The organism is Streptomyces mangrovisoli, assembly GCF_000974985.2.
GTDB lineage: Bacteria > Actinomycetota > Actinomycetes > Streptomycetales > Streptomycetaceae > Streptomyces > Streptomyces mangrovisoli.
Genome location: NZ_LAVA02000122.1, coordinates 1 through 12,870, shown reverse-complemented (window position 1 = coordinate 12,870; position 12,870 = coordinate 1). Strand labels below are relative to the sequence as shown.

Sequence of the window (12,870 nt, the reverse complement as noted above, 5' to 3'; positions counted from 1 at the left end):
TCGCCTCACCTTGAAGCGCCGAAGTCAGTAAGCGGGGGTGGGGCTGGTGCCCCGTCAGGGGCGCGGGGAACTGCGCGATCGGCCACGACGCGCCCGCACACGGAGTGCAACCGTCGCTTCGCGGCCGCGGCCCGGCGGTGGCTGAGCGCGCGGTTCCCCGCGCCCCCAGGGGCGCCGCCCGGAGGGTGTACCCGGCGGGGCCGGCCGCGCAGAATGTGGGGCATGCCGACGCCCACGGACGTGTTGCTCGCCCGGTTTCTCGAGCGGCTCGTGCCGTTGGACCCCGTCGCCGTGTGGGCGCACGGCTCGTTGGCCGGTGGGGACTACCAGGAGGGGCGCAGCGACCTCGACCTGGTCGCCGTACTGCCGCGGCCGGCCGGAATCCGGACCGCGCGGGCCGTCGTCACCCTGCATCGCGCGCTGCGCGCGGAGCCGCTCGCCGACCGGCTGCACTGCTCCTACCTCGCCCCGGACACCCTCGGTGACGCCGGGCGCGCGCACCTGACCTGGGCGCACGAGCACGTGCTGAGCCGGCCGGTCACCCCGGTAACCCGGCGGGAGCTGGCCGCCTTCGGGCGCGTGCTGTACGGGGCCGCGCCGGACCGGCTGCTGCCGCCGGTGCCGGACGCCGAGCTCGGCGCGTTCGTGGTGCGCGACCAGCGGGAGTTCTGGCGGCCCGCGGTCGACAGGCCGCGGCTGTGGCGGCAGGACATCTGGGTCGACCTGGGCCTGACGACCCACGCACGGGCGGTGATCACCCTGCGCGAGGGGCGGCTCGTCCCCAAGCGGGAGGCGCTGGACGCGCTGCCCGGCCTCGGCGCGCCGGCCGAGGTCGTCGAGGACGTCAGGCGGCGCCGCTACGACGGGCCGGGCGAGCCGCCGACCGAGCCGTGGACTGTCCACCGGGCCGAGCTGACCAGGAGCTTCCTCGCACCGGCGATCGACGCGCTGGTCACGGCGTACGGCTGAGGAAAAAGGCCGTCAGGCCCGGGAGCCGACCGTCGCCTCCGTCGCCGGTCCCGGCAGCTCCGCCACCGTCTCCGGCCGTTCGCGCAGCGCGAGCAGCACCCGCAGCACCCCGATCCACACCAGGCAGGAGCCCAGCATGTGCAGGGCGACCAGGGCCTCGGGCAGATGGGTGAAGTACTGGACGTACCCGATGACGCCCTGCGAGAGCAGGATCAGGAACAGGTCGCGGGTGCGGTCCTGCGGCCCCTTGGGCGCGTCGACCGCCTTGAGCACGAACCACAGCGCGAACGTCAGCGTCACCACGATCCACGCGAGCACGGCGTGCAGCTTGGCGACCGTCTCCCAGTCGATCGGGATGCGGTCGACCTCGTTGGAGTCGCCCGCGTGCGGGCCGGCGCCGGTGACGACCGTGCCGACCGCGATCAGCAGCACCGACGCGGCCACCAGGAACCACACCAGCTGCCGTACCGCCGCGCCGACCAGTGGCCGGGGCGCCGCGTCACCCTCCCGGGTGCGCTGCCACATCAGCGTGGCGACGGTGATCAGCGCCGTCGACAGCAGGAAGTGGGCCGCGACCGTGTACGGGTTCAGGCCCACCAGGACCACGATCCCGCCGAGGATCGCGTTGCTCATCACGATCCAGAACTGGGCCCAGCCGAGCCGGGTCAGGTCCCGCCGCCACGGCTGCTGCGCGCGTGCCGCGACGATCGCCCAGCCGACGGCCGCGCACAGCACGTACGTCAGCATCCGGTTGCCGAACTCGATGGCGCCGTGGACGCCCATCGCGCTCGTCGTGGTGAGGGAGTCGTCCGTGCAGGTGGGCCAGGTCGGGCAGCCCAGGCCGGAGCCGGTGAGCCGGACGGCGCCGCCGGTGACGACGATGACGACCGACATCACGAGCGCGGCGAGCGCCGCCCGCCGGACGGTCCGGGCATCCGGCGTCCAGCGTGCGGCGATGAAGGAGAGCGGGTTGCGCACGGCGGCGAGGGCGTCGGCGCGGGTCAGCTTTGGCACGCGCACCATCGTAGGCGGCTGCTTGTGCACGCGTTCACGAGGGTCGGCCTTCGTCCCGCTCCGAGCTTCACGAGGGTCGCCCTTCGTCCCGCTCCGAGCTTCACGAGGGTCGGCCTCGGGCCTGTCCCCGCCGGCACCCGGTTCGCTTCCGGTCATGGACGCGGCCTACTCCCAGCGGAAGAACGCGCCGGCCGCGCCGAGTCCCGCGACCGCCCACACCGCGAGGACGCCCAGGTCGCCCCAGGGGGTGCCGGTGCCGTGCTGGAGCACCGCGCGCAGCCCGTCGGACAGCGCCGAGATGGGCAGCAGGCCGAGCACGTCCTGCGCGCCCTGCGGGAACTTGTCCAGCGGCACGATGACGCCGCCGCCGACGAGCAGCAGCAGGAAGACCAGGTTGGCGGCGCCCAGGGTGGCCTCCGCCTTGAGGGTGCCCGCCATCAGCAGGCCGAGCCCGGAGAACGCGGCGGTGCCGAGCACCAGCAGGAGCAGCACGGTCAGCGGGTTCCCGTGCGGCGACCAGCCGAGCGCGAACGCGATGACCGTCAGCAGCAGCACCTGGAGGACCTCGGTGACCAGCACCGACGCCGTCTTGGCGGTCATCAGCCCCCAGCGCGGCAGCGGGGAGGCCGCGAGCCGCTTGAGGACGCCGTAGCGCCGCTCGAAGCCGGTCGCGATGGCCTGGCCGGTGAACGCGGTCGACATCACGGCGAGCGCCAGGACGCCCGGGGTGAGGAAGTCGACCGCCCTGCCCTTGCCGGTGTCCACGATGTCGACCGAGCTGAACAGGACCAGCAGCAGCGTCGGGATCACGACGGTCAGCAGCAGCTGCTCGCCGTTGCGCAGCAGCATCTTGGTCTCCAGCGCCGCCTGCGCCGCGATCATGCGGGGGAGCGGGGCGGCGCCGGGCTGGGGGGCGTACGTACCGACGGTGGTCACGACCGCAGCTCCTTGCCGGTCAGTTCGAGGAAGACGTCTTCGAGGGTGTGGCGTTCGACGGAGATCTTCTCCGGCATCACGCCGTGCTGGGCGCACCAGGAGGTGACGGTCGCGAGCAGCTGCGGGTCGACCTTGCCGGCGACCCGGTAGGCGCCCGGCGTCAGCTCCGCGGCCGAGCAGTCCGCGGGCAGCGCCTTGAGCAGCGAGCCGACGTCGAGGCCGGGGCGGCCGGTGAAGCGCAGAGTGTTCTCGGCGCCGCCGCGGCACAGCTGCTCGGGGGAGCCCTGGGCGATGACCCGCCCGGCGTCGATGACGGCGACGTCGTCGGCGAGCTGTTCGGCCTCGTCCATGTAGTGGGTGGTGAGGATCACCGAGACGCCGTCCGCGCGCAGGTCGCGCACCAGGTCCCAGGTGGCGCGGCGGGCCTGCGGGTCGAGTCCGGCCGTGGGCTCGTCGAGGAAGACCAGCTCCGGGCGTCCCACGACGGCCATGGCGAGGGCGAGCCGCTGCTGCTGCCCGCCGGACAGCCGCCGGTAGCTGGTCCGGCCGCAGGAGCCGAGGCCGAGCCGCTCCATCAGCGCGTCCACGTCGAGCGGGCGCGCGTGCAGCTTCGCGACATGGCGCAGCATCTCCTCGGCGCGGGCGCCGGAATAGACGCCGCCGGACTGGAGCATCACGCCGATCCGCGGGCGCAGGGCGCCGGCTTCCCTGACCGGGTCGAGGCCGAGGACGCGTACGGTGCCGGAGTCCGGCCGCCGGTAGCCCTCGGCGGTCTCGATCGTCGTCGTCTTGCCGGCGCCGTTGGGGCCGAGGACGGCGGTGACCCCCGCCCGGGCGGTCAGATCGAGGCCGTTCACCGCGGTCTTCGAGCCGTAGCGCTTCACCAGGGCCTGGACCTGGACCACGGTTTCACTTCGCATGGCCCAAGAGTCTAGGTAGCCGCCCACCGCTTGGAACCGGCGGGTGCGGAAGTCCGCGGGGAGCACGATCGGCGCGCCGGGGAGCTTCCCGGGGTGCCGTGCGCCGCCGTGTGCGCGGCCGTGCGAAGGGCCCGCCGAGGGGGCATCGTCGCCGGTCGGAAGGGGTGCGGAGGGGGTCCGGAGCCCCCGGCTCGGATGCCGGGCGGGGCCGTACGCACCCCTCGCGGCTGATCGATCAAAGATCGTTTCCGCAGGTCAGATTAGGTACACCTAAGTGATGCAGGGCACCGCCCGCCCGCCGGGGGGCGGCTTGCCCCGCTCTGAAGAATTACGCAACAATGGCGTTGTGAAAAACGTCGGCGAGGCTCGGGAGACCCCGGTGGGGACCTCCCAGGAGGAGCTCGCGACCGGTGAGCGCTCGACGCGCAACCGAGTCGCGCGGTCCATCCTGGACCACGGGCCGTCGACCGTCGCCGAGCTCGCCGGGCGCCTCGGCCTCACCCAGGCCGCCGTCCGCCGCCACCTCGACGCACTGGTCGCCGACGATGTCGTGGAAGCCCGCGAGCAGCGGGTGTACGGCGCGCGCACGCGTGGCCGGCCCGCCAAGGTGTTCGCGCTCACCGACTGCGGCCGGGACGCCTTCGACCAGTCCTACGACACCCTCGCGGCCGACGCGCTCCGTTTCATCCAGGAGCGCTTCGGCGGGGACGAGGCCGTCGTCGCCTTCGCCCGCGCGAGGATCGCCGAGCAGGCCGCCGCCTACCGCGCGGCCATCGAGTCGGCCGCCCCCGAGGAGCGCACGGAGGCCCTGGCCAAGGCCCTCAGCGCCGACGGGTACGCTGCTACGGCGCGCAGCGCGCCCCTCCCGCACAAGGGTGAGCAGCTCTGCCAGCACCACTGCCCGGTGGCCCATGTGGCGGAGAAGTTCCCGCAGCTCTGCGAGGCGGAGACGGAATTCTTCTCGCAGCTGCTCGGCACCCACGTACAGCGGCTGGCCACCATCGCGCACGGCGACGGCGTCTGCACGACGTTCATTCCCGACGCCGCACCCGCCCACAAGACCCACAACGCATCTGCTAGCACGGCCGGGAGGAACCCCGCATGACGCTCCCCACGGAGACTGCCCACCCCGAACTCGAGGGTCTGGGCAAGTACGAATACGGCTGGGCCGACTCCGACACGGCCGGCGCCTCCGCCAAGCGCGGCATCAACGAGGACGTCGTCCGTGACATCTCCGCGAAGAAGAGCGAGCCGGAGTGGATGACCAAGCTCCGCCTCAAGGGCCTGCGCCTCTTCGAGAAGAAGCCCATGCCCAGCTGGGGTTCCGACCTGTCGGGCATCGACTTCGACAACATCAAGTACTTCGTGCGCTCCACGGAGAAGCAGGCGGAGTCCTGGGAGGACCTGCCCGAGGACATCAAGAACACGTACGACAAGCTCGGCATCCCCGAGGCGGAGAAGCAGCGCCTCGTCGCCGGTGTCGCGGCCCAGTACGAGTCCGAGGTCGTCTACCACCAGATCCGCGAGGACCTGGAGGAGCAGGGTGTCATCTTCCTCGACACCGACACCGCGCTGAAGGAGCACCCGGAGCTCTTCAAGGAGTACTTCGGCACCGTCATCCCGGTCGGCGACAACAAGTTCGCCTCCCTGAACACCGCCGTGTGGTCGGGCGGCTCCTTCATCTACGTGCCGAAGGGCGTGCACGTCGAGATCCCGCTCCAGGCCTACTTCCGTATCAACACGGAGAACATGGGCCAGTTCGAACGGACCCTGATCATCGTCGACGAGGGTGCCTACGTGCACTACGTCGAGGGCTGCACCGCCCCGATCTACAAGTCGGACTCGCTGCACTCCGCGGTCGTCGAGATCATCGTCAAGAAGAACGCCCGCTGCCGCTACACGACCATCCAGAACTGGTCGAACAACGTCTACAACCTGGTCACCAAGCGTGCCGTCGCCTACGAGGGCGCGACCATGGAGTGGATCGACGGCAACATCGGCTCCAAGGTGACGATGAAGTACCCGGCCGTCTACCTGATGGGCGAGCACGCCAAGGGCGAGACCCTCTCCATCGCCTTCGCGGGCGAGGGCCAGCACCAGGACGCCGGCTCCAAGATGGTCCACATGGCGCCGAACACGTCGTCGAACATCGTCTCCAAGTCGGTGGCGCGCGGCGGCGGACGCACCTCCTACCGCGGCCTGGTCGAGATCGGCGAGGGCGCCGCGGGCTCCAAGTCCAACGTGCTCTGCGACGCGCTGCTGGTCGACACCATCTCCCGCTCCGACACGTACCCCTACGTGGACGTCCGCGAGGACGACGTCTCCATGGGCCACGAGGCGACCGTCTCCAAGGTCTCCGACGACCAGCTCTTCTACCTGATGAGCCGCGGACTGACCGAGTTCGAGGCGATGGCGATGATCGTGCGCGGCTTCGTCGAGCCGATCGCCAAGGAGCTCCCCATGGAGTACGCCCTTGAGCTGAACCGCCTGATCGAGCTCCAGATGGAAGGCGCGGTCGGCTGAGCCGCCGCCGTCACCGTCAAGCCACTCACGTAAGAAAGCGAGCAGACCACAGCCATGGCTGAGGCTCAGAACTCCCCGGTGGGCTCCACCACCGCCGGCGCCATCGCGGTGGCCGCCGAGTCCACCGTCGCCACGCGCATGAGCGCACCCCCCTCCTTCGCCGTGACGGACTTCCCGGTCCCGCACGGCCGGGAGGAGGAGTGGCGGTTCACCCCCCTGGAGCGCCTGCGCGGGCTGCACGACGGCACCGCGGTGGCCACCGGCGAGGGCGTGAAGGTCGACGTCGAGGCCCCCGAGGGCGTCACCGTCGAGCTGGTCGGCCGCGAGGACGCGCGGCTCGGCCGGGCCGGCACCCCGGTGGACCGGGTCGCCGCCCAGGCCTACTCCGCGTTCGAGCAGGCCGGCGTGGTCACCGTGCCCAAGGAGACCGTCCTCACCGAGCCGATCCGCATCGCCGTGCACGGCGAGGGCGGGGTCGCCTTCGGCCACCAGGTCATCGAGCTGGGCGCGTTCGCCGAGGCCGTCGTCGTCATCGACCACACCGGTGACGCCGTGCTCGCGGCCAACGTCGACTACCTGCTCGGCGACGGCGCCAAGCTGACCGTCGTCTCCGTCCAGGACTGGGACGACAAGGCCGTGCACGTGGCCCAGCACAACGCCCTGATCGGCCGCGACGCCTCCTTCAAGTCCGTGGTCGTCACCTTCGGCGGCGACGTCGTACGGCTGCACCCGCGCGTGACGTACGCCGGCCCCGGCGGCGAGGCCGAGCTGCTCGGCGTGTACTTCACCGACGCCGGCCAGCACCAGGAGCACCGCCTGCTGGTCGACCACAACACCCCGCACTGCAAGTCCAACGTCGTCTACAAGGGCGCGCTCCAGGGCGACGACGCGCACGCCGTGTGGATCGGCGACGTCCTCATCGAGGCCAAGGCCGAGGGCACCGACACCTACGAGATGAACCGCAACCTCGTCCTCACGGACGGCGCCCGGGTCGACTCGGTGCCGAACCTGGAGATCGAGACCGGCGAGATCGTCGGCGCCGGCCACGCCTCCGCCACCGGCCGCTTCGACGACGAGCAGCTCTTCTACCTGATGGCTCGCGGCATCCCGGAGCACGACGCCCGCCGCCTGGTGGTCCGCGGCTTCTTCGCCGAGCTGGTCCAGCAGATCGGCGTCCCGGACATCGAGGAGCGCCTCATCGCCAGGATCGAAGAGGAGCTGGAGGCGTCGGTCGCATGACGGCCTTCGTACGCGCCTGCGGCCTGGGCGAGCTGGAGGAGGACACCCCCAAAAGGGTGGAACTCGACGGCACGCCGGTCTCCGTCGTCCGCACCGAGGGGGAGGTGTTCGCGATCCACGACATCTGCTCGCACGCGAACGTCTCGCTCGCCGAGGGCGAGGTCGACGACTGCCACATCGAGTGCTGGCTGCACGGCTCACGCTTCGACCTGCGCTCCGGCAAGCCCGACAGTCTTCCCGCGACGCGCCCCGTCCCCGTATACCCCGTAAAGATCGAAGGGGACGATGTGCTCGTCTCCCTCTCCCAGGAGTCCTGAGGCACCCATGGCAACGCTTGAAATCCGAGACCTGCACGTCACCGTCGAGGCCGACAACGCCACGAAGGAGATCCTCAAGGGCGTCGACCTGACCGTGAAGCAGGGCGAGACGCACGCCATCATGGGCCCCAACGGCTCGGGCAAGTCGACCCTCGCCTACTCCCTGGCCGGTCACCCGAAGTACACGATCACCAGCGGCACCGTGCTGCTCGACGGCGAGGACGTCCTGGAGATGTCCGTCGACGAGCGCGCCCGCGCGGGCCTGTTCCTCGCCATGCAGTACCCGGTCGAGGTCCCCGGCGTCTCCGTCTCCAACTTCCTTCGCACCTCCGCCACCGCCGTCCGCGGCGAGGCCCCCAAGCTGCGCACCTGGGTCAAGGAGGTCAGGGAGGCCATGGAGCGCCTCAACATGGACCCCTCCTTCGCCGAGCGCAACGTCAACGAGGGCTTCTCCGGCGGTGAGAAGAAGCGCCACGAGATCCTCCAGCTCGAACTGCTCAAGCCGAAGGTCGCGATCCTCGACGAGACCGACTCCGGTCTCGACGTCGACGCCCTTCGCATCGTCTCCGAGGGCGTCAACCGCGTCCGCGAGACCGGCGAGGTCGGCACCCTGCTGATCACGCACTACACGCGCATCCTGCGCTACATCAAGCCCGACCACGTCCACGTCTTCGCCGACGGCCGCATCGCCGAGTCCGGCGGCCCGGAGCTCGCGGACAAGCTGGAGAACGAGGGCTACGAGGCATACGTGAAGGGTGGCGCATCCGCGTGACACAGCTGCCGGGCCTCCTCGACACAGAGGCGATCCGCAAGGACTTCCCCGTCCTGGACCGACTGGTCCACGACGGCAAGAAGCTCGTGTACCTGGACAACGCGGCGACCTCGCAGAAGCCGCGCCAGGTGCTCGACGCCCTGAGCGAGTACTACGAGCGCTACAACGCCAATGTCCACCGCGGTGTGCATGTGCTCGCCGAGGAGGCCACGGCGCTGTACGAGGGCGCGCGCGACAAGGTCGCCGAGTTCGTCAACGCGCCGAGCCGCGACGAGGTGATCTTCACCAAGAACGCCTCCGAGTCGCTCAACCTCGTGGCGAACATGCTGGGCTGGGCCGACGAGCCCTACCGCGTGGACCACGAGACCGAGATCGTCATCACCGAGATGGAGCACCACTCCAACATCGTTCCGTGGCAGCTGCTCGCGCAGCGCACCGGCGCGAAGCTGAAGTGGTTCGGCCTGACCGACGACGGCCGCCTCGACCTGTCGAACATCGACGAGATCATCACGGAGAAGACGAAGATCGTCTCCTTCGTGCTGGTGTCCAACATCCTCGGCACCGTCAACCCGGTCGAGGCGATAGTCCGCCGCGCCCAGGAGGTCGGCGCGCTGGTGTGCATCGACGCCTCGCAGGCCGCGCCGCACATGCCGCTGGACGTGCAGGCCCTCCAGGCCGACTTCGTGGCCTTCACCGGCCACAAGATGTGCGGCCCGACCGGCATCGGCGTGCTCTGGGGCCGCCAGGAACTCCTCGAGGACCTGCCGCCGTTCCTCGGCGGCGGCGAGATGATCGAGACCGTGTCGATGCACTCGTCGACCTACGCTCCCGCCCCGCACAAGTTCGAGGCGGGCACCCCGCCGATCGCGCAGGCGGTCGGCCTCGGCGCGGCGATCGACTATCTGAACTCGATCGGCATGGACAAGATCCTCGCCCACGAGCACGCGCTCACCGAGTACGCGGTGAAGCGGCTCGGCGAGGTCCCGGACCTCAGGATCATCGGCCCGACCACGGCCGAGGACCGCGGGGCCGCGATCTCCTTCACGCTCGGCGACATCCACCCGCACGACGTGGGCCAGGTCCTCGACGAGCAGGGCATCGCGGTGCGTGTCGGTCATCACTGCGCCCGCCCGGTCTGCCTGCGGTACGGAATTCCGGCGACCACGCGAGCGTCGTTCTATCTGTACTCCACGCCGACCGAGATCGACGCTCTGGTCGACGGCCTGGAGCACGTACGGAACTTCTTCGGCTGAGGGGTTGGCGAGCGATCGCATGAAGCTGGACTCGATGTACCAGGAAGTCATCCTGGACCACTACAAGCACCCGCACGGGCGTGGTCTCCGGGACGGCGACGCCGAGGTGCACCATGTGAACCCGACGTGCGGCGACGAGATCACGCTCCGTGTGAAGTACGACGGCACGACGATCGAGGACGTCAGCTACGAGGGCCAGGGCTGCTCGATCAGCCAGGCGTCGGCCTCCGTGCTGAACGACCTGCTGGTCGGCAAGGACCTGGCGGACGCGCAGAAGATCCAGGAGACCTTCCTGGAGCTGATGCAGTCCAAGGGCAGGATCGAGCCCGACGACGCCATGGAGGAGGTGCTGGAGGACGCCGTCGCGTTCGCCGGCGTCTCCAAGTACCCGGCACGGGTGAAGTGCGCCCTCCTGAGCTGGATGGCGTGGAAGGACGCGACGGCGCAGGCGCTGAGCGGGGCCGACGCCGAAAGGAAGACCGCATGAGTGACACCGTCGAGCAGTTGAAGCCGGCCTCCGAGGACGAGGTCCGCGAGGCCCTGTACGACGTCGTCGACCCCGAACTGGGCATCGACGTCGTCAACCTGGGCCTGATCTACGGCATCCACATCGACGACGCGAACATCGCGACGATCGACATGACCCTCACGTCGGCGGCCTGCCCGCTGACCGACGTGATCGAGGACCAGGCCAAGTCCGCCACGGACGGCCTCGTCAACGAGCTGCGGATCAACTGGGTCTGGATGCCGCCGTGGGGCCCGGACAAGATCACGGACGACGGGCGCGAGCAGCTGCGGGCGCTCGGGTTCAACGTCTGAGTCACGCAGGACACGGCAGGACATGGTGAAGGGGCGGCACCCACGGGGTGCCGCCCCTTCACCGTTCGCCGCCTCAGGAGACGCCGGCCACCAGCCGGAACGCCGAGTCTTCGCCGTAGAGCTCGCCGGACTGCCGGGTCTCCAGCTTCAGCTGGAAGTCGCGGTGGCGCAGGAACCGGTCCGGGTAGTTGACCGACTCCAGCGTCACCGCGCCCGAGGCCGAGGCCGGGTGCGAGCAGAACGTGGCGTCCTGCTCGAACAGCCGTGAGCCGTCGTCCCGTTCGGCGCGCAGCACGAAGTCCCGGTGCCGCAGATAGCTGCCGTCCGCGGTGACGAAGGAGTAACAGGAGCTGTCGGCAAGACCCTTGACCAGCTTGAAGGTGGCGGCGCGCCGGGCGGCGGCCGAGCCGAGCGGGTCGAGCTCGACCCGCCCGTCGCTCACCTTCCAGTAGCGGTCGGGGTAGTTGACCGAGCGGACCGACACCCAGCGGGTGGTCGAGGGGGACGTGGCCGCCCCGCCCTTCGAGCCGCCGGACTTCGACGGGTCCGCCGACGCCGACGTACGGGCTGAGGGCGTGGGCGACGAACTGCCGTCCCGCTTCCCGGCCTTCGCCGAGGCCGACCGGTCCACCGTGGCCGGGCGTTCGGCCTCCGCCGCGGAGGGCGAGGCGAAGGACAGCAGCCCCGGCCCGGCGTCCAGTTGTCCCGTCGCCCGCGCGGCCGGGGACGAGGACACGTCGGGGTCCCGCGAGCCGAGGCCGACCGCCGTCACGCAGGCGCAGGCCGTGGCGAGCGCCAGCGCGCCGGCCAGCCACAGGCGCCGGGTCCCCGGGGTCCGGGAGGTGTCAGGGGGCCAGCCGCCGTCCCAGGGACGGTTCGAGGGCGGCAGGGCAGGTCTGTCAGGCATACATGATCCTCCAGCTGCGCCGGACGGCGGCCGGTGGTGACGGGGTGGGGGGGATGTGCGCGAGCGGTGAAACCCTAGTGGAAGCGGGGGCCCCGTAGCACCGGTTTCGCCGACGGATCCGGGTGCCGCCCGAAGTCCCCTCGTGGCCGTTCCGTTTCGTCCCAACCACCGTGCTGCGCTTTGCTTATGACTGTCCGTCAATGTTCCGTATCAGGTGTCGCGCACCCGGCGTGGGCCGCCGTCCCCGCGGCGCTCGCGCGACCGTTGTGTACGCTCGTACACATGGGATACGTGTGGCTCGTCGCGGCGATCGCCGCCGAGGTGACCGCGACGACGGCCATGAAGTACAGCGAGGGCTTCAGCAGACCGGGTCCGTCGCTGCTGACCGTGCTCGGCTACGTCGTCTCGTTCGCGCTGCTCGCCCTGACCCTGCGGACGGTCGGGATAGGCACGGCCTACGCCATCTGGTCCGGCATCGGCACCGCGAGCATCGCCGTGCTCGGGATGCTGCTCTTCGGCGAGGGGCTGGGCGCCGCCAAGGTCGCGGGGATCGTGCTGATCGTCCTCGGGGTTGTCGTGCTGAACCTGGGCGGGGCGCACTGATGCCCCGGCGCCACGACCCCGCCCGGCGGCAGCGGATCATCGACGCGGCGATCCGGGTCGTCGGCGCGAAGGGCATCGCCGGACTCACCCACCGCGCCGTCGCCGCCGAGGCCGATGTGCCGCTCGGCTCGACGACCTACCACTTCGCGGGTCTCGACGAACTGATGGTCGCCGCGCTCCGCCAGGCCAACGAGGGCTTCGCGACGGTCCTGGCGGGCAGCGGGGCGCTGGCCGACCCCGGATCCGATCTGGCCGCGGGGCTGGCCCGGGTGCTGGGCGAGTGGCTGGGCGGCGACCGCACCGGGGTGGAGCTGGAGTACGAGCTGTATCTGGCGGCCCTGCGCAGGCCCGCCCTGCGCCCGGTGGCCGCGGAGTGGATGCGGGACACCGCCGAGAGCCTCACAGCCCGCACGGACCCGGCCACCGCGCGGGCCCTCGTGGCGGCGATGGACGGCATCTGCCTCCAGTCCCTGCTGACGGGCACCCCGTACGACGAACCGTTCGCCCGCGAGACGCTGCGGCGGGTGCTGGCGGGGGCGGGGGCGGGGGCGACGGCGGGGTGACGTCGGGGGCTGGGCGGGAGCGGGCAGCCTGGGGC

15 protein-coding genes are annotated in these 12,870 nt (G+C 70.9%); 11 read left to right on the top strand and 4 right to left on the bottom strand.

What is annotated here, in order from left to right:
- Positions 1-222 precede the first annotated feature (222 nt).
- Positions 223-969: a nucleotidyltransferase domain-containing protein gene (locus tag WN71_RS36795; RefSeq protein ID WP_046592209.1), complete on the top strand. Its 747-nt coding sequence runs from the start codon at positions 223-225 to the stop codon at positions 967-969.
- Between the two features lie 12 nt (positions 970-981).
- Here WN71_RS36795 and WN71_RS36790 read toward each other — a convergent pair whose 3' ends face one another.
- The 3 genes from WN71_RS36790 to WN71_RS36780 form a co-directional block, all read right to left on the bottom strand.
- Positions 982-1,992 carry a COX15/CtaA family protein gene (locus WN71_RS36790; protein WP_046592210.1) on the bottom strand — a complete coding sequence of 337 codons (1,011 nt, stop codon included), beginning with the start codon at positions 1,990-1,992 and terminating at the stop codon, positions 982-984.
- A gap of 156 nt (positions 1,993-2,148) precedes the next feature.
- Positions 2,149-2,865: an ABC transporter permease gene (locus WN71_RS36785; protein ID WP_240529892.1), complete on the bottom strand. Its 717-nt coding sequence runs from the start codon at positions 2,863-2,865 to the stop codon at positions 2,149-2,151.
- A gap of 50 nt (positions 2,866-2,915) precedes the next feature.
- Positions 2,916-3,839: an ABC transporter ATP-binding protein gene (locus WN71_RS36780; RefSeq protein WP_079178398.1), complete on the bottom strand. Its 924-nt coding sequence runs from the start codon at positions 3,837-3,839 to the stop codon at positions 2,916-2,918.
- A gap of 346 nt (positions 3,840-4,185) precedes the next feature.
- Here WN71_RS36780 and WN71_RS36775 point away from each other — a divergent pair, with 346 nt between their 5' ends.
- The 8 genes from WN71_RS36775 to WN71_RS36740 are packed head-to-tail and all read left to right on the top strand — an operon-like array spanning position 4,186 to position 10,762.
- Complete coding sequence (locus WN71_RS36775; protein ID WP_046592213.1) at positions 4,186-4,944, top strand: helix-turn-helix transcriptional regulator; 759 nt, start codon at positions 4,186-4,188, stop codon at positions 4,942-4,944.
- Entirely contained in the window at positions 4,941-6,362 is a 1,422-nt protein-coding gene (gene sufB / locus WN71_RS36770; RefSeq protein WP_046592214.1) for a Fe-S cluster assembly protein SufB, read from the top strand. The genes WN71_RS36775 and sufB overlap by 4 nt, the downstream gene beginning before the upstream one ends.
- A 54-nt stretch (positions 6,363-6,416) precedes the next feature.
- Positions 6,417-7,601, top strand: coding sequence for a Fe-S cluster assembly protein SufD (sufD, locus tag WN71_RS36765; RefSeq protein WP_046592215.1), 1,185 nt, complete (start codon positions 6,417-6,419; stop codon positions 7,599-7,601).
- Positions 7,598-7,918 carry a non-heme iron oxygenase ferredoxin subunit gene (locus WN71_RS36760; protein ID WP_046592216.1) on the top strand — a complete coding sequence of 107 codons (321 nt, stop codon included), beginning with the start codon at positions 7,598-7,600 and terminating at the stop codon, positions 7,916-7,918. Before sufD ends, WN71_RS36760 begins: the two co-directional genes overlap by 4 nt.
- A 7-nt stretch (positions 7,919-7,925) precedes the next feature.
- Positions 7,926-8,690 (top strand): Fe-S cluster assembly ATPase SufC, encoded by a 765-nt coding sequence (sufC, locus tag WN71_RS36755; RefSeq protein WP_046592217.1) that lies wholly within the window; start codon positions 7,926-7,928, stop codon positions 8,688-8,690.
- Entirely contained in the window at positions 8,687-9,943 is a 1,257-nt protein-coding gene (locus tag WN71_RS36750; RefSeq protein ID WP_046592218.1) for a cysteine desulfurase, read from the top strand. The genes sufC and WN71_RS36750 overlap by 4 nt, the downstream gene beginning before the upstream one ends.
- Before the next feature lie 19 nt (positions 9,944-9,962).
- The gene (gene sufU, locus WN71_RS36745) at positions 9,963-10,430 is read left to right on the top strand and encodes a Fe-S cluster assembly sulfur transfer protein SufU (protein ID WP_046592219.1); all 468 of its coding nucleotides are present in this window, start codon (positions 9,963-9,965) and stop codon (positions 10,428-10,430) included.
- On the top strand, positions 10,427-10,762 hold the full coding sequence (locus tag WN71_RS36740) for a metal-sulfur cluster assembly factor (RefSeq protein ID WP_046592220.1): 336 nt from the start codon (positions 10,427-10,429) through the stop codon (positions 10,760-10,762). Before sufU ends, WN71_RS36740 begins: the two co-directional genes overlap by 4 nt.
- Before the next feature lie 73 nt (positions 10,763-10,835).
- Here WN71_RS36740 and WN71_RS36735 read toward each other — a convergent pair whose 3' ends face one another.
- Positions 10,836-11,669, bottom strand: a complete 834-nt coding sequence (locus tag WN71_RS36735) for an AbfB domain-containing protein (protein ID WP_046592221.1) — start codon at positions 11,667-11,669, stop codon at positions 10,836-10,838.
- Between the two features lie 282 nt (positions 11,670-11,951).
- Here WN71_RS36735 and WN71_RS36730 point away from each other — a divergent pair, with 282 nt between their 5' ends.
- Both WN71_RS36730 and WN71_RS36725 read left to right on the top strand, forming a co-directional pair.
- A complete protein-coding gene (locus WN71_RS36730; protein ID WP_046592222.1) occupies positions 11,952-12,272 on the top strand; it encodes a DMT family transporter in 321 nt (106 codons plus the stop codon).
- The gene (locus WN71_RS36725) at positions 12,272-12,835 is read left to right on the top strand and encodes a TetR/AcrR family transcriptional regulator (protein WP_071369928.1); all 564 of its coding nucleotides are present in this window, start codon (positions 12,272-12,274) and stop codon (positions 12,833-12,835) included. Before WN71_RS36730 ends, WN71_RS36725 begins: the two co-directional genes overlap by 1 nt.
- Positions 12,836-12,870: the final 35 nt, after the last annotated feature.

Bases quoted from the DNA above. Each gene is read 5' to 3' on its own strand.
- sufD (WP_046592215.1), top strand. From the start codon at position 6,417: ATGGCTGAGGCTCAGAACTCCCCGGTGGGCTCCACCACCGCCGGCGCC.
- WN71_RS36735 (WP_046592221.1), bottom strand. From the start codon at position 11,669: ATGCCTGACAGACCTGCCCTGCCGCCCTCGAACCGTCCCTGGGACGGC.
- WN71_RS36785 (WP_240529892.1), bottom strand. From the start codon at position 2,865: ATGATCGCGGCGCAGGCGGCGCTGGAGACCAAGATGCTGCTGCGCAAC.
- sufB (WP_046592214.1), top strand. From the start codon at position 4,941: ATGACGCTCCCCACGGAGACTGCCCACCCCGAACTCGAGGGTCTGGGC.
- WN71_RS36730 (WP_046592222.1), top strand. From the start codon at position 11,952: ATGGGATACGTGTGGCTCGTCGCGGCGATCGCCGCCGAGGTGACCGCG.
- WN71_RS36795 (WP_046592209.1), top strand. From the start codon at position 223: ATGCCGACGCCCACGGACGTGTTGCTCGCCCGGTTTCTCGAGCGGCTC.
- WN71_RS36725 (WP_071369928.1), top strand. From the start codon at position 12,272: ATGCCCCGGCGCCACGACCCCGCCCGGCGGCAGCGGATCATCGACGCG.
- sufC (WP_046592217.1), top strand. From the start codon at position 7,926: ATGGCAACGCTTGAAATCCGAGACCTGCACGTCACCGTCGAGGCCGAC.
- WN71_RS36790 (WP_046592210.1), bottom strand. From the start codon at position 1,992: ATGGTGCGCGTGCCAAAGCTGACCCGCGCCGACGCCCTCGCCGCCGTG.
- sufU (WP_046592219.1), top strand. From the start codon at position 9,963: ATGAAGCTGGACTCGATGTACCAGGAAGTCATCCTGGACCACTACAAG.
- WN71_RS36780 (WP_079178398.1), bottom strand. From the start codon at position 3,839: ATGCGAAGTGAAACCGTGGTCCAGGTCCAGGCCCTGGTGAAGCGCTAC.
- WN71_RS36760 (WP_046592216.1), top strand. From the start codon at position 7,598: ATGACGGCCTTCGTACGCGCCTGCGGCCTGGGCGAGCTGGAGGAGGAC.
- WN71_RS36740 (WP_046592220.1), top strand. From the start codon at position 10,427: ATGAGTGACACCGTCGAGCAGTTGAAGCCGGCCTCCGAGGACGAGGTC.